Genomic DNA, 18,687 nt, shown 5'->3' with positions numbered 1-18,687 from the left:
AGCAGTCGTTGATGATAGTATGAGAACAAATAGACAGACAGTCGGTCTGTAAAGAGGGAGAGTATTATGCGTGTAGTCAAAGAAGCCGGCGAAAGAAAAAATGAGATATTAGATGCAGCAGCAGCGCTGTTCGCTCTGAAAGGGTTTGACAATACCAGTACGAACGAGATCCTGGAGGCAGTAGGGATTGCCAGGGGGACACTTTACCATCATTTTAAGTCAAAAGAAGATATTATGGATGCTATTATAGAAAGACAAAGTGAAAGGATGCTGTCACAGGCCCGCAGGATCGCAGAAGACAAGGGGATTCCTGTTGAGGAGCGTATGCTGCGGGTTGTCATGGCTCTGCGTCTGGAAGAGACGGAAGGGGCGGGAGGAAAAGGCATGATCGAACATCTGCACCGGCCTCAGAATGCACTGATGCATCAGAAGTCAAAAAAGGTCATTATGGGCCAGGTTCCCCCTATCCTGGCCATCGTTCTGACGGACGGAATCGAACAGGGGCTATTTGATACCCCTTATCCATTGGAATGTATGGAAATGGTGGTCGCATATCTGAATACTATGCTGGATGACGGCGTGGTAGAATTGACTGAGGAACAGCGCATGGACCGCATAACAGCGTTTGTTTTCCATTTGGAGCGGCTTCTCGGTATAGAGAAAGGACGGCTTGCTTACATTATGAAAATGTTTGCAGACGGGGAATAAGAGTAAGCGGATGAAGTCCGATCATTTGCTGGAAAACAGAGGTGTATATGAATCATAAAATTATCCGGAGAGATATTACAGGAAATAAAATAATATCCTTCATCACAGTGTTATTTATTGCCGCTGCGGCTATGCTTTTGTCACTGGCAGGGATTCTTGTCATTCATCTTTTCGGGTCTATTGATTCGCTTATGAAAGATGCGAAAACCCCGCATTTTATGCAGATGCATGCAGGGGATATTGCTTTTGAGGAGTTAGAGAGATTTGCACAGGCCAATGGGGATGTAGAGGATTTTCAAGTCCTGGAATTTCTAAATGTGAACAACGAAAAAATCAAGCTGGGTGAGAATTCCCTGACAGCCAGTGTGCAGGATAACGGTTTCAGTGTACAGAGCAGCCGGTTTGATTTTCTGCTGGATGAAACAAACAAGCCGGTGCAGCCAAAAGACGGGGAACTGTTTGTTCCGGTCAGTTATAACAGAGATGGAACTGCAAAAGTAGGTGACAAGGCGGTAGTGGACGGAAAGACCTTTGTGGTAGCCGGTTTTGTCCGGGACTCCCAGATGAATTCTACACTTGCCTCCTCTAAAAGGTTTCTTGTGAGCGCAGGAGATTATGAACGGATGAGGGCATCCGGCAGCGTGGAATATCTGATTGAATTCCGTCTGAAGGATTTGTCTAATCTGAGCCATTTTGAGGCTGCCTACAGTGCTTCGGAACTGCCGGCTAACGGGCCGACTCTCACCTGGCCGCTTTTTCGGATGATCAGCGCAGTTTCCGACGGAATCATGATCGCGGTCATTCTGCTGGTCAGTGTGCTTGTCATTTTCATATCTCTGCTCTGTATACGTTTTACACTGCTGGCAAAAATTGAGGATGATTATCGGGAAATCGGAGTAATGAAAGCGATCGGTATCCGTGTGTCGGATATCCGCAGTATTTATCTGTCTGTCTATGCTGTTCTTGCTGCAGTGGGATGCGGGGCAGGGTTCCTTTTGTCTCTGGTATTTAGTGGGCCATTGCAGGAGAGTATCCGCGTAAATCTGGGAGAGAGCGGAAAAGACACATTTTCCTTGTTGGCGGGAATAGTTGGAATTTTGCTCCTATTCTTTTTCATCCTTTTCTGCATTAACAGAATACTGAAAAAATTCCACAGAATATCAGCAGTCCAGGCGATCCGCCAGGGTGCGGAACAGGAAAAGGTGTATGGCACAAAGAAATGCAAACTGTCCAAAAACAGATGGCTCAGCACCAACCTGTTTTTGGGAGTAAAAGATATATTAGCCAGAAAGCGGCTGTATATCACGATACTGCTTGTGATCATACTGTCATGTTTTATTATGGTGGTACCGCAGAATCTGTATCATACCATTTCAGACAGCAGTTTCATTACTTATCTTGGGGTGGGGCGCTGCAATCTTCGTATGGATATACAGCAGACGGATAAGATAGAAGAAAAGGCCGTGAATGTAGGAGAGTATCTGGAACAGGACACGGCAGTTGAGACCTATGCGGTCTTTGTGACCGAGATCTTCAGTTTAGAACAGAAAGACGGAACAACAGAACATATAAAGGTAGAACTTGGAAACCATGGAGTGTTTCCTCTGCAATACGCCCAGGGTAAGATGCCTTCCTCTTCTGATGAGCTTGCCTTATCTGTGCTCTATGCAAAGGAGCTGGGAAAAGAAGTTGGTGATGAGATAACGCTTCTCACAGACGAAGGGGAAAAACATCTGACTGTCTGTGGCATTTATTCAGACATTACCAATGGAGGGAAAACAGCAAAGGCGGCTTTTACACCGGGGACCCAGGAAACTGCCCGGAGTACCGTCTGTGTGAATTTAAGAGAGCCGGATCTGCTTTCGGAAAAGATTTCGGAATATGGGGATACGTTCCCATATGCAAAAGTTTCCGGTATTGAAACATATGTATCACAGACCTTTGGGCAGACGCTTCGTTCGGTAAAAACAGCATCTGTGGGAGCTGCTTTTGTGGCTGTGGCTGTTACCCTTTTGGTTATCCTGTTGTTTATAAAGCTTTTGATATCCAAAGACAGATATTCCATAGCAGTATTAAAATCAATGGGATATACGGACTCGGATATCTCCATGCAATATGTCTGGAGGTCAGCGGCAGTGATGCTTTTGGGGATCCTGCTGGGAACCATACTTGCCGGGACACTGGGGGAAAGAATGGCAGGTGCCGCAATTTCCTCCCTGGGAGCAGCAGCCTTTCAATTTACAGTCAATCCTCTGTCTGCATTTGTATTATCACCGGCAATTTTGATCTTTGCAGCGTTAACAGCAACCATAACAGGTACAGCTAAGGCGGGAAATGTATGTATTTCCCAATCAATAAAGGAGTAGTGAATGGAGCATTTATTATATGGAAAAGAAATCGTAAAATCTTATGGGGAAGGCAGGGAAGAGCATATTGTGCTGGATGGTGTGTCTCTGGAAATCGAAAAAGGTGAATTTGTTTCGGTCATGGGTCCATCCGGGTCGGGAAAATCCACCCTTCTCTACACGCTGAGCGGTATGGATCCCACTTACAGTGGATCCGTAGTGTTTGACGGCTGCCGGTTGTCAGGTCTGAAGGAGGATGCTTTATCTGATCTGCGCAGGAACAAGATGGGATTTGTCTTTCAGCAGCCGGCCTTTTTGAAGAATCTGAACCTTTTAGATAATATTATCCTGCCTGCCATGCGGGATAATCGCAGAAATGTCAGAGCCGTGACGTTAAAAGCTAAGAACCTCATGAAAAAGGTGGGTATAGAAGAACTGGAAGAAAGAGACATCACCCAGGTATCCGGGGGCCAGCTTCAGAGGGCTGGTATATGCAGGGCACTTATGAGTGAACCGGATATCATTTTCGGAGATGAGCCTACAGGTGCGTTAAATTCCAAGTCTGCACAGGAAATAATGGCACTTTTAAAAGAAATCAATGCGGAAGGCACCGCGGTCCTTGTGGTCACCCATGACGCAAAGGTGGCGGCAAAAACCAGGCGTGTACTTTTTATGCAGGACGGAAAGATCGTCAGTGAATTGAGATTTGAGAACGAAAAAACAGAAAACTATGACAAACGGGAAGATATCATCATGAAACGGATGCAGCAAATTGGCATTTAGGCTTCGGGCAGTCTGTAAAGGCTGCCTGGAAAAGAAAATGAGCGCTCCATAACTATTCGCGAAATGTCCATTTTACGAATAGTTGTGGACTTTTTTGTCCGGATGGGCTATAATTAGGTAAATTCGCTGCTAAGAACTTAATCATAATGAGGTGTAAATTCATGGAGAAAAAAAACATCAGCTATCACGAGAAAAAATATATTGATAACAATATCCGTCTCAGAAATATTCTGGCGGAGCTTCCTCCGTATGTACAGGATTTCTGCAGAGGCCGCCAGACAACGCTTAGTATGCAGACCCAAATTGCATATTGTTATGATCTAAAGATATTTTTTCAATTCCTTACAACTGCAAATCCCGTTTTGAAAAATTCGGATCTTCGCAGTATATCCCTTGCTGTACTGGAAAATCTTCGTCCCACCGATATTGAAGAATTTCAGAATTATCTGAAAGTTTACGAAAGCCAAAATACAGGCGAGGCAATGACAAACGGTGAAATTGGTATATCAAGAAAGATTTCTGCGTTAAGGAGCTTGTTTGACTATCTCTATAAACATGAAATGGTTAAAAATAATCCAACCCGCATTGTGGACGTCCCAAAAGTTCACGAAAAAGCTATAATCCAACTGGATCCTGACGAAATTGCTATGATCTTAGATTCTATGGAGGAATTCAGTGACAATTTGACGCCTCACCAAAAGGGCTATTATTTAAAGACAAAAACGCGTGATATTGCGATCATTACCCTCTTTCTCGGTACCGGCCTGCGCGTGTCTGAGTGTGTGGGGCTGGATATTTCGGATGTCAATTTTAAAAACAGCGGTCTCCGTGTCATACGAAAAGGCGGAAATGAGAAAATTGTTTATTTTGGTGAGGAAGTAGAGATCGCCCTTCTGAATTATCTGGAGGAAAGAGAAAATCTGGAGACAAAGCCGGGTCATGAAAATGCACTCTTCCTCTCCCTCCAGGGAACCCGTCTCAGTGTCAGGGCTACGGAGAAGATGGTAAAAAAATACACGCAGCCCATTATCACAAATAAAAAAATCACACCCCATAAGCTACGCTCTACTTACGGTACTGCCCTTTACGAAGAGACGGGGGATATCTACCTCGTGGCGGACGTTCTGGGACATAAAAGTGTGTCCACAACACAGAAACATTACGCTAAACTGAAAGACTCCAGAAGGCGGGCTGCGGCAAGTGCGGTAAGGTTAAGGGAAAAAGAACAATGAGTGTCAGAGTAATGATTAATAAAGGCAGTTTGCTGCATATATCCAAAGACAGGGAAATACTGATCCGGGAAGAGAATTTTGCATACCTGCTTCCCTGTGATAAATTAAAAAATATCATATCGAATTTTACAATTACTTTTCCCAATAGAACGATCATTTCAGATGATTATACGATTATGCCTCATGGCAGCGTTACACTTGTACTCTTCTATTATCAGACTGAACTTTACAGCCTTTTGTTTGGGCCGGCTACAAAGTCAGTCAAGGTAGGTAATATTGCCAATAAATGTGACAGTATCTTCATTGTTGAATTTCAGCCGGCAGGATTTTACCCTTTAAAAAAGATAAATCAAAATGAACTGACCGATAAGATCATACCCTTTTCCATGATGGATACTTCTCTGGATACGGCAATGAAAAAGATTTTTAGAACTTCTTTATCTGTAGATGAGTTGCTTTATAAATTTGAAAAAATAATTTTGCAAAGTATTCTTTTTCAATACCCGAAAGAGCTTGCGCATGCCATCAAAGTCATCATCCAAACGGAAGGGACAATGGCTTCTGCTGACATTTCAGAAAAGATTTTTTACTGCCCAAGACATTTAAACCGATTATTCAATGTACATCTCGGTATCAGTATGAAATCTTTTTCCCGATTGGTGAGGATAAATAAATCTTTTCAGCTTCTGAATGAAAAGTCAAATTCATTGGCTTCTATATGTGAGAAACTGGGATATTATGATGTCTCCCACTTTGTTAAAGATTTTAAGTTGGTATGTAATATTACACCTCAGCAATACAGAACCAATATGTCCGATTTTTACAATGAAATAGCAAAATTCTAAGTCTATAATATTTCTGTAATGATAAAACAGAAAGAGAGGATTTTGAAATGAAATTTAATGAAACAACAATCCGTGTTCTGGTACGAAAAGATTATGGAGCGTGCTTTGACTTTTACACAGAGAAGATCGGCTTGACTGCAGTTTGGGGTGACAGAAACGGACCTTACACTTCTTTTGCCACAAGTATCCAGGAAAAACCTTGCTTTGCTATCTTTTCGGGAGATGCTATGCCTATGTTCCAAGGGTATGAACAGCCAAATGGCAGCACACAGCCGGATACGGTCGTGGCGGTCATTCCCACGCTTGATCTAGACGCGGACTATTTACGTCTTAAAGAGGCGGGTGTTATGTTTCTGGGCGAACCTCAATACATTGAAGCGTGGGGGATGCGCTGTACCTATTTTAGAGACCCTGAGGGAAATCTGTTTGAATTGAATGATGCCAACAACGTATAACAGCGGGAACAGATAAAAAGAATCAGAATGGGGCTGTCGGGAAATGAAATTCACATACTATATATCGCGTCAGGCTATGAAGTCGGTTGGGGATATATAATATGGATGATTCATTTTCCGACAGCCCCGGTTATTTTTCATTACATTGGCTTCAGGTTTTTTTCTAATCGGGCAGTCATCCATGTCAATCGCTTAAGTTTACCATCTTCTGTCTTAGCATCTAAATATGCCCGTGTATAAGTCTTTTTTACAGAAGGGGACATTGCTTGAAAATTGGCATAAGCTGCTTCATTTTGTTTTAATAACTCTCCCACCATTTCTATCTGCTCCTCTGTTATTGCGGAAGGTTTTCCGGCATTGTCCCACTGGCCGTTTTTCATGGCCTCCTCTATTTTTTCTCTTCCGAATTCAGTCATCAGGCCGCGTTCCTCTAAACTATTGACCAGTGCCTTATTTTTTTCGGACCATTTGCTGTTTTTACGGCGTAAAGAAAAATATTTCACATATGATTTATCATCAACACGTTTCATAACTCCGTCAATCCAACCATAACATAAAGCCTCTTCAAGGGCTTCTTGCGCTTTTAAGGTTTTAATCTCCTTGGTTTTTCCGAAAAGCAGCCAGACACCTTCACTGGATCGGCTGTTTTTGGACAACCATATTCTGAATTCATCACGTGTTTTAAAGTAAAGTGGATTATCCATACTCAATACCTCCTTGATCTTGTACCGGCACTCGCTGCACTCCGCGTCATGGATAGAAATGATACCTCCGCATTTTGGACAGGTGTATGCCGCTTTTTGCTGCTCCAGGAATACGTTAAGGCCCAGTCCCTGTACTGCCATGCTGTTTGCCATAAGACTGCTGTGATAACGGGTATTGTAGCTTTTTTCCAGCGCTTTTACCTGCTTACATGGATATAAGGCACATTCAAAGCAATAAGACAGACCTTTTTCTTTGATACAATCTTTGATCCTGCATTTCCTGCAATGCTCGGGTTTTCCCCGGTCACCTTTTATACATCCTTCACAGGGTTTTTTGTGATAACAGTGTTTATAGCAAACCATGCAATTCATTCCGCAGGGCGCAAACATGGCAGGCTCTATTTTTTCCGGCATCTTCATTTTTATTCGCTCCTTATTTAAAAAGACATGAACATATATTTCTGATATTTGTCCATGCCTTCTTTTCTTTGCAGCTTACTGCAATACTATTTTACCAAAATAAATACGCCAACTGTATGTCATGTTTGTTTTTACTTATCCCAGAAACCTGCGGATGGTTATGGCTGCCTGTTCCGCATTGGAATGAATGGCCGGATGGCCGCCCTCTGGGAAAACACAGATCTCTGCTCCTGTTTCACTGGCTATTGTACGGTATTCCGCCTGTAAGTCCTCTCTGGCCATTTCATCCCCTTCACTGCCCATAAGCAGAAGCGGAACCTGCAGGCTGGTCAGGGATTTGGAGAATAATGGAAGTTTCTTTTCGGCACACTGCGTCAATGCCCTGGTATCCATATCCACGATACGCTCCCAGTCTTCGCCCTGACACCATCGGTAAAATTCTACTGCCATGGCATCCTTCTTAGCGTTTGTCCGCTCTTTTATCAGGTTTGCAGAAAAATCGTCTGCTAATGTCCGGCCATCAAAACTGTCGGCTACTACCCTGCCGATCAGGTCCGGGCGTTTTAATGCAGCATTGATAGCGACCCACGCACCACCGCTGGTTCCCACAAGATTTACCCGGCCAAGCTTTAGATGTTCCAGTAATGCAATGGTCTGTTCGGCTTCCTCCATCCAGAGTTCCGGGGGGAATTCCTCCAGGCGGTCTGAATTTCCGTGGCCCAGAAAGTCTATGAGAATGATATGGTATGTATCCTCATATAGAGGGAGCAAAGGCTCGAACATTCTGGAAGATGCTGTATTGCCGTGCAGGAATAACACGGGTTTTCCTTTTCCCGTTTCTGTGTAATAAATTTTTTTTGACTGATAATAGAAATATGACATAGTCTGCCTCCTAATCGTTTCTCTGTTTTTGGTTTTCTGATCTGATTAGCAAGGCTTGTAAACACCAACACCTTGCTGTTAGTGTTTTGTAATCCAAATTCCCATAGTTTGCAACCTCCGTTCTTAATATGTTCTCAGTATACCATAGAATCATGGGAATTCCACTTAAACTTACTTATTATGTCTGCCCGGGAAACGTATCTATAATAAATTTACCGTATGCGTTATGTTCTGTAAAGCGATTCATTTAAAGGTATCACTAAAACATTTCAGTTCGCACTTAACTTTATCAGACAACTGATTGTATTCAATATCATCAATTGCACCTTGAAGCGTGTATAAATGAACTAAGCAGACATTGGGAAAGTGCATTTTTAAGCGAATGAATGCTTCTTTACTGCCAATCTGTATCAATTCTTCTGCGGAACAAATACCAACTGATTTTAGTTTCTTTTCAATTTCATTTCCAATATTACGCATAGAAGTTAGTTTTGCCACTATATCACATCCTTTCGCTCTTTTGCCAAATGCAAAAAGCTATTTTTTCTACAAGTGATCTTCTCCGTTATTGTAGCAATTACCATTACAAAATGCAATAACTTATTATTTCGAGGTAGAAAAACCATTTTCTTCCATCCGTCCAGTATGAATGCCCTGCTCCACGATCATTCCATTGCAGCCTTCTCCTCTTTGGGCCGGAAAACATGGCGCTCGGCTTTCAAAATTGACAGAATATTTGAACATTGCTATAATCAGTGTAAACTACCCTATAACAGGAAGGCCTAAGTTTAGTACATATACCCATTTAGGAGGTCATCAGATGGAATTACGGGTTCTTCAGTATTTTCTTGCCATTGCCAGGGAACAGAGCATTATCCGCGCTGCGGAATCCCTGCATCTTTCTCAACCGACATTATCCACCCAGATAAAAAACCTGGAGGAAGAACTGGGAAAGCAGCTCTTGATTCGCGGTACAAAAGGTTCACGAAAAGTGACTCTCACCGATGAAGGAATGATTTTGCGAAAGCGGGCAGAAGAAATCCTTGAATTGGTCAAAAAAACAGAAAAGGAAGTTACGCTCACCAATGACATTGTTATGGGGGATATTTATATCGGGACCGGGGAGACAGATGCGGTCCGTATTTTAGCGCAGGCCGCAAAAAGCCTGCAGAACACAGCCCCCGGCATTCATTACCATATTTGCAGCGGGAATTCCACTTTTGTTATGGAACGGCTGGATAAAGGCCTGCTGGATTTTGGCATTGTATTTGGTCCGGTGGACTTGACGAAATACAATGCGCTCAAAATACCTGCCAGAGATGTCTGGGGTGTTTTGATGAGAAAGGATTCACCCCTTGCATTAAAAGAAACAATATCGCCGGATGATTTATGGGACCGGCCTTTGATCATATCCCAGCAGGAAGAGAAAGGCGGTGCCTTAGCACAATGGCTGAAATGTCAAATATCGGATCTGAATATAGCGGCCACGTACAATTTGATCTTTAATGCTTCTTTGATGGTAGATGAAGGCCTGGGCTATGCCGTTTGTTTGGACAAGATCATAAATACAACAGGAAACAGCAGCCTTTGCTTCAGACCGCTGGACCCAGGGCTTGAGGCGGAAATGAGTATTATATGGAAAAAATATCAGATATTCTCCAAACCTGCAGAAAAATATATTGCAGTCTTAAAGGAACATCTGAATGCTGACCACACGTAGTTAAAGGATAATAGGATACCGGTTAAGGATGGTGATAACAAGTGAAAAAAATATTTCTGGTTGAAGATGATAAGGAAATTGCCAAGAATCTTACGCTTCTGCTTCGTTCGGAGGGTTTTCAGGTTACCCATGCACCCACCCAGCAAGATGCGGTTTCCATGCTGGCGGAAAATAAATTCGACTTGGCATTGGTGGACATATCCCTGCCGGACGGCAACGGCTTTACAGTCTGCACGGAAATCAAACAGACACAGAAGATACCCGTTATCTTCCTTACAGCATCCGGTGATGAAGCCAGTGTTGTAACCGGTCTGAATATGGGGGCAGATGACTATATAACAAAACCATTCCGCCCGCGCGAATTGATCGCCCGGATCGGTACTGCCCTGCGGAAATTCGGGTGTTCGCCGTCTGCCTTTGAAATGTGCGGTCTTTATGTGGATACCTCCAGCAGCGTGGTGAAGAAGGACGGCAAAGAGGTTTTTCTCTCCGCTTTAGAGTACCGCCTGCTGCTGGTGTTTATCAACAATCCCAAGATCATCCTGACAAGGGACAGACTGCTGGATGAATTGTGGGACGCGGCAGGTGAGTTTGTCAATAACAATACCCTGACCGTCTACATCAAACGGCTTCGTGAGAAGATCGAGAATGATCCTGCAAACCCGCAGATAATCCTTACTGTCCGCGGAACGGGATATCGGCTGGGAGGCAGTTATGTTTCGGAATAGAGAGATCCGGCAGTTTTTGGTCTTATTTGTTATCCTGGCCTTCGCTGCAGCGGCAGCCGGATTTGTCATCCAACCCGCAGCAGGGATACTGTCCCTGGTTACTGCTGCTGCTTTTGGCACTGCTTTTTTTGTATTTACGAAAGCCCGTTATAAGAACCTGTCACAGATTTCCGAACAGATTGACCTTGTCCTTCATAATGCGGATCATTTGTTTATCAGTGAATCTGAGGAGGGCGAACTTTCTATCCTGCAAAGCGAGATCACAAAAATGACACTGCGTATTCGGGAGCAAAATGAAGCCTTAAAAAAGGAGAAGCAGCATCTTGCCGATTCTCTCGCTGACATTGCCCATCAGCTCCGCACTCCTCTCACCTCTGCCAACCTGATATTGTCTTTGCTGGAGAATGCTTCAGATGTTAAGGAACGAAAGACTCTGCTGCGGGAAACAGAGGAATTATTTGTACAGATGGACTGGCTGGTTACTTCCCTGTTGAAATTATCCCGGCTAGACGCAGGGATCGTGGTTTTTCAGGAGGGAAATATAGAAGTAAAAAGTGTGATAAACGCTGCACTGCGCCCATTTCTGATCCCAATGGAACTACACAACATCGTTCTGCAAACAGACATCGCAGAAGGAGCCAGGATCCGGGGGGACGCAGGCTGGCTTTCGGAGGCAGTCCAGAATGTGATTAAAAATTGTATCGAAAGTGCCGGTGATAACGGAAAGATTGAAATTGTCTGTGAAGATACCCCGCTGTTTGTTGAGATCACCCTTCATGACAGCGGGACAGGTTTCAAAAAAGAAGATCTGCCCTGCCTGTTTGACAGATTCTACCGAGGAAAAAATACAGACACTGCGGGTTACGGGATCGGCCTGGCACTCTGCAAGACGATCATTACCCGGCAGGGCGGAACGGTCACTGCAAAAAATCATCCCAAGGGCGGTGCTGTATTTTCCATCCGTTTTCCAAAATGATGCATACCTTGGTGATGACAAAATACGGATTGTCCCATATGGCATCAATGCCGCAAGGATCTTAAACCGGAACATCCCTTCTGGTAAATCCGTGTCGAAGATGATAGAATAATAAAATACCTGTAACTGTTCAGTACCCTCACAGTTACAGGCAAAAATCCATGCAAAATCGCCTTTGGCGATAGGATTTTTGCTTGGCTGCGGATTGCTTTCTTACGGTCAGTGCAGTGAATGTGCAGACCTACTGAATAGTTACAAATACATCATAATTACAGGGAGGCAAAGGACAGTTGCGAAGTGAACAACAATTTTCTAATCTTATCTATGAATATTTTCTGAAAAGAATTCAATTCCGATATTACAAATGCGGAGACCTTCTGCCCTCAATTGATACACTCTGCCGTGAATTCAGTGTCTCGGCCCTGACAGTGAAAATAGGCCTGCAGCGTCTGCGGGCGGAGGGATATATTGATATGCACAACGGAAGGTCAACAAAAGTGATTTTCAAGCAGACGCAGGCAGAAGCCTATCAGTGCGCAAATCAATATTTTTCCCGGAGGATTGAAAGTTTTAAAGACCTCTATCAAACTACGGAAATGATCATCATGCCGCTGCTGCTGGAAAGTTTTCGCAGGATGGACGAGCAGGACTTGGCGTTTCTTGACCGTCTAGCAAAAGGAAGCAGCGCTGATGATATACTCCATTTTTTCTGCTTTGTTCTGCAGAAGATGGAGAATCCTCTGGCTATGAATTTATATTGGGAGACGTCCTTTTTCTGGGGTCTGCTTTTTGTGAAACAGGGCGGAAAAAAGGACCTGAGTGATTTGAAGATCATGCATGAGGAAATGGGGGACTGTGTCTTTCTGGCAGGCAGGAAGGACTGGGCTTCCCTGCATAAAAAATTACATGTCTTCCGCAAGGATTCCGTGGGGAACGCAGTGGAAAGCCTGTCACAGATGATCCCTCCGGCAAAGGGGGAAAAGCAGATCCCGTTTGAATGGCGGATATACCGTGAGCGTCCTCAGGTATGCTACAGTCTGGCCTCCCATATCATGCATCATATATATATGGGCAGATATCGTGACACGGATTTTCTTCCATCCTATGAGAGGATGGCGGAGGAATACCGGGTATCGGTCAGTACGGTACGCCGGACAATAAAGGTGCTGAACCAATTAGGGGCAGCCCGTACGATCAACGGAAAAGGGACCAGGATCTTTCGGATCGGGGAGCCTTGTGATGCAACGGATTTTGAAGTACTTGCGATCCGCCGGAATCTGGCTTACTTTATCCAGTCCTTTGAACTGTTTGTATTTTCCTGTGAGACAGTGATGCGGGAGTTTTTGACAGCCGTTTCACAGGAAGAAAGAAATGAGCTGATCAAAGAGCTGGAGGAGAATCTGGACACAGGGCGCTGTGAGCTTTCTCTGTGGTACTGTCTGCTGCTTATCGCCAGATACAGTCCACTGCAGGGAATACGTGAGATTTACGGACGTATTTACAGCCTGTTTCTCTGGGGATATCCTCTGAAGACGTCCTATGGGAGAAATGTGGATTCCGACCGGGCAATGTATGATTTTACGGTCACAATGATAAGCAGACTGAAAGAGAATGCCATTGATGCCTGTGCCGAGACACTCAGGGAAATGGCAGCCCGGCAGTTTCCTATTGCCCAGCAATATCTGCATCAATGCGGAATCCGGCCGGAAGAACTGAGGCTGACTCCATCCATACGCCTTGTGATAACAGACGAAGTTTAACTAAGACAAAAGCAGCCCGGCAGTTTTTTAATGCCGCGCTGCTTTTGTCTTAGGAAGTATAGATCATAATCCCAGTATCTTCAATATTTCCAAGTGGGGATGTTCCGTATCCGACTGAAATACATCCACATGGTTTATGTCTGCGCTTCTGTCCGAAAAAGCCGGAAAAAGAAAGCCGCACTCCGGTTTACCCGGTTCATAATCGCCCTCCAGCGGACAGATGGCACAAATAAGATATTCAAACATCTCTTCCGACTCCCATAACCGTTCATGGTCTGCTGCCTTTACAGGCACATCGTAGCGGTCATGGAAGACGAGGACCGCGTAGTCATGATAGGATTGATAGGTTTCGGCGATCAGATCATAGAATGTCTCCATCATCACATCATTTTTCAGGCCGCAGGATTTCATCCCCATCAGAAGCTGCCGCATACTGCCCACTTTTATGGAATCCCCGGAAAATTTGTATCTTTTTAAATTTTCATTTGTAGCGGAGAAGGGGACCGCCTTTGCGATCGCAAGGTTCTTTGTTTTATCTCCCGATGAAAGCTTTAGAAAATTAGTATTGAAAGTGCCGTCAATCTCACCGTCTGCATCCATATAACTGCCTGCAACTCTAGTCATGGAAGTCCTTGCCGGTGTCATGCGTCTGGTCAGTTCCAGCATATCCTCTCTGTTTATCATTTCAGTCTCCTTGTGAAGATTATACGTTTCCTATATATTCATATCACAATTTTTCTTTGTCCACAAGAGGAAATCACACGGCCCGGCACCTCAAACTTAACGGTATAGTACATGATCCATCATTTCCCTGGTAAAACCGGCTTCCTTCAGGGCATCCCCCATCTCTGCAGGATACTCTTTGACGGTGAGCCTCTTCTTATCCGGAAAAAGTGCTTTTTCCCGGAATGCGAGAACAAATTCTTTCAGAACAGCCTTTGGATCCGTGTCTTCCAGCACCCTCAGAACTTTTCCCTGCCGCTCCAGTACCATGACTGGAATGCCGCCCTGCAGCGCCACGGCAGTGCCGGGGACATTCAGAAAAGAACGGCCCTCTAAGTGTTCCAGCACCTTTCCCCAAAGCTGCATGGGGTCTGCTGCGTTCAGCCAGATGATCTGAGGATCCGGATGTGCCAGGGCCTGTACGATGCCCTTGTAGTCCTGTTTTCGTATAAACTGCGCACCGGAGAGTCCGCGTACAAAATAACCTCTCCTTACGCGGCCTGTGAACTCCCAGATACGAAGAACTTCCAGGGCCTGCTTCCAGTCAGGATAAGATCCCTGCTCACGGTCCGTATGAAGAGAGAGGGAACGCCGGAAGGTTTCCCGGCACAGGATGATATTTTCCCGGAAAAAGATTTCCAGAAGCTCCTCCATGGACGGCTTTTTTTGAGGGTGGACTACATCCCACCGTCCCTTAGTCATGGCGGCGATCCTTGCATTGACTCGCTGTCTTGCCGCTGATCTTCTGATCTTTTCCCTGTTCAGCCACTGCCTTACAGGAACAAAGCTGTCTGCACTGACCATTCCTTTTTCCGCCAGCTCCATGAGCAGACTGCGCACATCTTTGGTTAGGGGAAGATGCGTCAGGGCTTTCAGAAAACTGGCCCCACGCCTGCAAAGTTCCCGGTAGAGAATTTGTTCCTCTGCTGCTTTTGATTCCTCGGCCTGCATATCTTCGGAAAGGGGCGCGTCCCAGTCAATCTCTTCATACCGGAGAAAACATAGCATGTCTCCGGGCAGCATTTTCCAGAAATAATCCCCTTCTGTCAGGATCCGGTCAAGCAGACCTTCACTGTATCTGCGGATTCTTCTGGCAAAGATGATATTTTCCCAGAATATTACGGGGAATCCCTGTCCGCAGAATGATTCGATGGTCTGCTTTAACTGCTCCTCCGGTGAGGCGTTGACCAGGACCCGGCCTGCCATCAGGGAGGCATAGTGTTCCGGCGGCTGTGTGACAGCCTCCGTGCGCAATCCCCGGATGGTGGCGTTTCTTGCCCTGTCGTAGAGTTTGGCATGGTAATAAAAGCCGCTGTCCTCCACCAGTTCCTTTTGAGCGCACAAGGTTTCCAGCCATTGGACTATGCAGTCCATGCCCGGCAGATAGCGCTCCTGAATCTGCTTGGCAGTCCGGGGACCCCGGTAATACAGCATCCGCCGTATGATGTGCATACCATCCTGCTTATCCAGATCAGTGAGTGCATTTTTATATTCTTCACGCTGTTCCGCGGCGATCCAAAGTCCCGGCTCCATATAGTCTGCCAGTTCCTGTGCGGCCAGTTCCTCCAGCCAGTCCGGTATACAGCAAAGTTTGGAAGTCCCCGCGTACATATCCTGCAGCTCCGTTACGGTTACATCGCCTTCCATCATCAGAAGCGTGTGCAGACCTGCGGCATCCTCGGGAAGTTTTCTGCGCTCCTGCACCTTTTTGAGTGACTCTGCCGATGGTTTCAGCTTTTCCATATAGCGCAGTTCGTCATATACGGCCTGTCGGATTCCCGGTGTAGTCGGGGAATATTCGTACATCTCTGCTGCCTCCACGCGCCACTGCATGGGCAGTGACATGGGGGAGGGCGTATCCAGATAAACTTCCCTGACAGCTATCTGACCGCTCTGCACTGCATGGAGTATGCCAAGCATACCCTCTATGTCCCACTGGTCTTCCAGACATTCCCTCTGCGTCTCACGTATCAGGGGATGATTCTTTTCCTGAACAAGGGACTCCAGCATTTCCGTGCTGCGAAGACGCTGCATCCATAGGGGCTGCCTTCCGTTTTGCTTCATACCCATCATTAAAGCCCTGGCCGCATTGTAACGGAATGTCATGTTAAAGACAGGGGCTGCCGGAAGCATAGCTTCCAGGATCTTCCTTGCCTTTTCCGTATCTATGGAAAATAAAATGCCCTCAGGCAGAACCTCTTCCCCATAGGGATACAGAAGAATTCCGTCCTCTTCCTCCACGCAGCCCACCGGATTTCCTGTTAATTTCTGTGCTGCATCCTGAAGAAGAAGGGACAGGGGCGTATTGATCCTTTTTCCAAAGAGCGCGTGCAGCATGATCTGGCTGCTCCCTGTGGAGTCCTTGAAATGTTCTGCCACGATAGTCCTGTCATCAGGCAGAATGCCGGTGGCCTTTAACTGGCGCTCTAAAAATCCCGATGTATTTTCCCGGGCAGCCTGGTCAAGTCCAAGATTCTCCAGCTCCTCCGTAAGCCTGCCCCTTCGCTCAGCTTCAGATAAGGTTCTCATGATCCTGCCGAATGCCAGACTGGTTCCAAGGCTCCGGCCCTTGATCTCGCCTTTCCAGAAAGGCAGCCTGGCACCCTCCGCACCGGTCTGTGTAACCACCACGGTATCTTTATCCTGCCCCACGATCTTCCAGGCAAAGGAGCCTAACAGGAATCGGTCCCCAAGCTGTGATTCATAGACAAACTCCTCGTCCAGTTCCCCGACTTTTACACCTTCTTCTGTCTTGGCTGTATACATGCCTTTGTCGGGTATGGTCCCTCCTGCTGCTACAGCCAGCATCCGGCTGTAAGTGTTGGCAAAGACCTGTTCGTGCAGTCTGTCATACAGAATGCGGGGGCGCACGGGAATTTCCCGTTTATGCTCATGATCGCCTGCCAGCATGGCCAGGACATCTTTCACATCCTGCCGGGTGACAGAACGGAAGGTGTACGTGCGGGAAAGGATTTCCATTACGTCATCCACCGTGTAGGCAGTACATGGAATACCTCCGGAACCTTTATCTGTCTCCAGGTTTTTGGCTGTGGCAGCCATAGACACCAGATGCTGTGCCAGTACATCCAGACACATACCGGGCGGGCAGGCCTGTTCTATCCCTCCCTGTCTGGCCACCTGGGCTGTCATGCCGCAGTATAAGGTCTCGGAGGCAGTCCGGGGGTACATATACATAACGCTGACCCGGCCGGGATTATGTCCTGCCCGGCCAAGACGCTGCATGGTGCTGGAAATGGTGCGCGGACAGCCAATCTGCAGCACCTGGTCAATGTCACCCACGTCAATTCCCAGCTCCATGGAGGAGGTGGCACACAGCAGGCGCAGGTTTCCTTTCCGCAGGGAGTCCTCCACTTCTGCCCGCTGTTCCTTTGACAGACTGCCATGGTGCACACGGGCGAAATCCTCGCCCCCAAGCTGATTGACATAGTAGGCAAGTTTTTCCGCATATCGCCGTCCTTCGGAAAATGCGATCACGCTCCTGCACTGCAGACACCTGCTGTATACTTTCTCCGCCAGCTCCTCCCAGACCGGGTCTTTTCTTCTTCCGGGCGCCTGTGCTATGCCGTTTACCTCAATTTGTACCTCTTTCTGCATTTTGGGGGCAACGATATGTGCCGGCTCAGGTGAAAGATAGCCGGCTGCGGTCTGAAGAGGCTCTATGGTGGCAGATAATCCAATCCTCTGGAGAGGATGCCCGCATAGGCTGTCTAATCTGGCAGCGGACAGCATCAGGTGGGCACCACGCTTGGTATCGATCAGCGCGTGCAGTTCGTCGATCACCAGTGCCCCGGCTGTTTTTAGGACCGTCCGTCCGGTCCGGCTGGTCAGCATCAGATACAGGGATTCCGGTGTGATGATAAGTATGTGAGGGGGATGTTTTACCATCCTCTGCCGCTCTTTCTGTGGGGTATCCCCAGTCCGTATGCCTACACGGATCTTCCCGGCACCTTCTCCGCCCTCCATGGCTCCGATTCCATCCAGAGGCCTGTTTAAATTTTCTCTGATATCTCCGGCCAGGGATTTCAGGGGGGAAACATAGATCAGATAGAGCTCCTCCTTCAGTCCCCCCTCTTTTGCCAGTGCCTGCAGACGGTCTATAAATACCAGAAAGGCGGATAATGTTTTTCCGGTTCCGGTGGGCGCGCTGATGAGGACAGGGCCGCCGGCTTTTATGGCAGGCCATGCTTCCTGCTGGACTTTTGTGGGCTGTCCGAAAGCCTGCCGGAACCAGGAGGCGGTGGGCTGTGTAAATAGGTCCAGGCTGTCTTGTGTCATCTCTTTCATGTATTCATCCTTTCCATACCTGTATTTCAGCCGGCAGAAGCCGGATAAATGTTCTGTTACGATTGTACACCAAAAAGATGGTCTCGTGTAGGGTTTCATTG

Annotated in this window: 15 protein-coding genes and 1 pseudogene; 10 read left to right on the top strand and 6 right to left on the bottom strand. The window is 46.4% G+C overall.

Going from position 1 to position 18,687, the window contains the following annotated elements:
- Positions 1 to 66: 66 nt before the first annotated feature.
- From C6P39_RS23630 to C6P39_RS23605, 6 genes are all read left to right on the top strand, one after another.
- On the top strand, positions 67 to 708 hold the full coding sequence (locus C6P39_RS23630; protein ID WP_104805396.1) for a TetR/AcrR family transcriptional regulator: 642 nt from the start codon (positions 67 to 69) through the stop codon (positions 706 to 708).
- Positions 709 to 755: 47 nt separating this feature from the next.
- Complete coding sequence (locus C6P39_RS23625; RefSeq protein WP_104805395.1) at positions 756 to 3,074, top strand: ABC transporter permease; 2,319 nt, start codon at positions 756 to 758, stop codon at positions 3,072 to 3,074.
- Between the two features lie 3 nt (positions 3,075 to 3,077).
- Positions 3,078 to 3,836, top strand: coding sequence for an ABC transporter ATP-binding protein (locus C6P39_RS23620; protein ID WP_104805394.1), 759 nt, complete (start codon positions 3,078 to 3,080; stop codon positions 3,834 to 3,836).
- Positions 3,837 to 3,997: 161 nt separating this feature from the next.
- A complete protein-coding gene (locus tag C6P39_RS23615) occupies positions 3,998 to 5,068 on the top strand; it encodes a tyrosine-type recombinase/integrase (protein WP_095173066.1) in 1,071 nt (356 codons plus the stop codon).
- Complete coding sequence (locus tag C6P39_RS23610; protein WP_242987117.1) at positions 5,065 to 5,913, top strand: helix-turn-helix transcriptional regulator; 849 nt, start codon at positions 5,065 to 5,067, stop codon at positions 5,911 to 5,913. Before C6P39_RS23615 ends, C6P39_RS23610 begins: the two co-directional genes overlap by 4 nt.
- A 47-nt stretch (positions 5,914 to 5,960) precedes the next feature.
- Entirely contained in the window at positions 5,961 to 6,368 is a 408-nt protein-coding gene (locus C6P39_RS23605) for a VOC family protein (RefSeq protein ID WP_104805393.1), read from the top strand.
- 140 nt (positions 6,369 to 6,508) lie between these two features.
- On the opposite strand, the gene C6P39_RS23600 is transcribed toward C6P39_RS23605, so the two are convergent.
- The 4 genes and pseudogenes from C6P39_RS23600 to C6P39_RS23585 form a co-directional block, all read right to left on the bottom strand.
- Entirely contained in the window at positions 6,509 to 7,072 is a 564-nt protein-coding gene (locus C6P39_RS23600; protein WP_104806035.1) for a YdeI/OmpD-associated family protein, read from the bottom strand.
- 12 nt (positions 7,073 to 7,084) lie between these two features.
- Positions 7,085 to 7,492, bottom strand: a pseudogene (locus C6P39_RS28575) (DUF3795 domain-containing protein); the annotation flags it as partial.
- Between the two features lie 135 nt (positions 7,493 to 7,627).
- On the bottom strand, positions 7,628 to 8,374 hold the full coding sequence (locus tag C6P39_RS23590; RefSeq protein ID WP_104805392.1) for an alpha/beta fold hydrolase: 747 nt from the start codon (positions 8,372 to 8,374) through the stop codon (positions 7,628 to 7,630).
- A gap of 243 nt (positions 8,375 to 8,617) precedes the next feature.
- Positions 8,618 to 8,872, bottom strand: coding sequence for a TfoX/Sxy family DNA transformation protein (locus tag C6P39_RS23585; RefSeq protein ID WP_104805391.1), 255 nt, complete (start codon positions 8,870 to 8,872; stop codon positions 8,618 to 8,620).
- Positions 8,873 to 9,194: 322 nt separating this feature from the next.
- Here C6P39_RS23585 and C6P39_RS23580 point away from each other — a divergent pair, with 322 nt between their 5' ends.
- The 4 genes from C6P39_RS23580 (at position 9,195) to C6P39_RS23565 (ending at position 13,558) form a co-directional block, all read left to right on the top strand.
- Positions 9,195 to 10,094, top strand: a complete 900-nt coding sequence (locus C6P39_RS23580; RefSeq protein ID WP_095173070.1) for a LysR family transcriptional regulator — start codon at positions 9,195 to 9,197, stop codon at positions 10,092 to 10,094.
- A gap of 41 nt (positions 10,095 to 10,135) precedes the next feature.
- On the top strand, positions 10,136 to 10,822 hold the full coding sequence (locus C6P39_RS23575; protein ID WP_104805390.1) for a response regulator transcription factor: 687 nt from the start codon (positions 10,136 to 10,138) through the stop codon (positions 10,820 to 10,822).
- Complete coding sequence (locus C6P39_RS23570) at positions 10,809 to 11,798, top strand: sensor histidine kinase (protein WP_104805389.1); 990 nt, start codon at positions 10,809 to 10,811, stop codon at positions 11,796 to 11,798. Before C6P39_RS23575 ends, C6P39_RS23570 begins: the two co-directional genes overlap by 14 nt.
- 290 nt (positions 11,799 to 12,088) lie before the next feature.
- Positions 12,089 to 13,558, top strand: a complete 1,470-nt coding sequence (locus C6P39_RS23565) for a GntR family transcriptional regulator (RefSeq protein WP_104805388.1) — start codon at positions 12,089 to 12,091, stop codon at positions 13,556 to 13,558.
- A 63-nt stretch (positions 13,559 to 13,621) separates the two neighbouring features.
- Here the strand turns inward: C6P39_RS23565 and C6P39_RS23560 are convergent, their stop codons facing one another.
- Both C6P39_RS23560 and C6P39_RS23555 read right to left on the bottom strand, forming a co-directional pair.
- Complete coding sequence (locus C6P39_RS23560) at positions 13,622 to 14,242, bottom strand: DUF4317 family protein (protein WP_104805387.1); 621 nt, start codon at positions 14,240 to 14,242, stop codon at positions 13,622 to 13,624.
- Between the two features lie 96 nt (positions 14,243 to 14,338).
- Positions 14,339 to 18,577, bottom strand: a complete 4,239-nt coding sequence (locus C6P39_RS23555; protein ID WP_104806034.1) for a DEAD/DEAH box helicase — start codon at positions 18,575 to 18,577, stop codon at positions 14,339 to 14,341.
- Between the last annotated feature and the right edge of the window lie 110 nt (positions 18,578 to 18,687).

This window comes from Blautia marasmi (genome assembly GCF_900258535.1).
GTDB lineage: Bacteria > Bacillota > Clostridia > Lachnospirales > Lachnospiraceae > Blautia > Blautia hominis.
The sequence above is the reverse complement of the archived record's forward strand: the minus strand, read 5'-3'. Positions and strand labels throughout refer to the sequence as shown.

What these genes read in the sequence shown, in the direction of transcription:
- C6P39_RS23600 (WP_104806035.1), bottom strand. Translation starts at nt 7,072, where the DNA reads ATGGATAATCCACTTTACTTTAAAACACGTGATGAATTCAGAATATGG.
- C6P39_RS23590 (WP_104805392.1), bottom strand. Translation starts at nt 8,374, where the DNA reads ATGTCATATTTCTATTATCAGTCAAAAAAAATTTATTACACAGAAACG.
- C6P39_RS23625 (WP_104805395.1), top strand. Translation starts at nt 756, where the DNA reads ATGAATCATAAAATTATCCGGAGAGATATTACAGGAAATAAAATAATA.
- C6P39_RS23580 (WP_095173070.1), top strand. Translation starts at nt 9,195, where the DNA reads ATGGAATTACGGGTTCTTCAGTATTTTCTTGCCATTGCCAGGGAACAG.
- C6P39_RS23555 (WP_104806034.1), bottom strand. Translation starts at nt 18,577, where the DNA reads ATGACACAAGACAGCCTGGACCTATTTACACAGCCCACCGCCTCCTGG.
- C6P39_RS23630 (WP_104805396.1), top strand. Translation starts at nt 67, where the DNA reads ATGCGTGTAGTCAAAGAAGCCGGCGAAAGAAAAAATGAGATATTAGAT.
- C6P39_RS23560 (WP_104805387.1), bottom strand. Translation starts at nt 14,242, where the DNA reads ATGATAAACAGAGAGGATATGCTGGAACTGACCAGACGCATGACACCG.
- C6P39_RS23610 (WP_242987117.1), top strand. Translation starts at nt 5,065, where the DNA reads ATGAGTGTCAGAGTAATGATTAATAAAGGCAGTTTGCTGCATATATCC.
- C6P39_RS23615 (WP_095173066.1), top strand. Translation starts at nt 3,998, where the DNA reads ATGGAGAAAAAAAACATCAGCTATCACGAGAAAAAATATATTGATAAC.
- C6P39_RS23605 (WP_104805393.1), top strand. Translation starts at nt 5,961, where the DNA reads ATGAAATTTAATGAAACAACAATCCGTGTTCTGGTACGAAAAGATTAT.
- C6P39_RS23570 (WP_104805389.1), top strand. Translation starts at nt 10,809, where the DNA reads ATGTTTCGGAATAGAGAGATCCGGCAGTTTTTGGTCTTATTTGTTATC.
- C6P39_RS23620 (WP_104805394.1), top strand. Translation starts at nt 3,078, where the DNA reads ATGGAGCATTTATTATATGGAAAAGAAATCGTAAAATCTTATGGGGAA.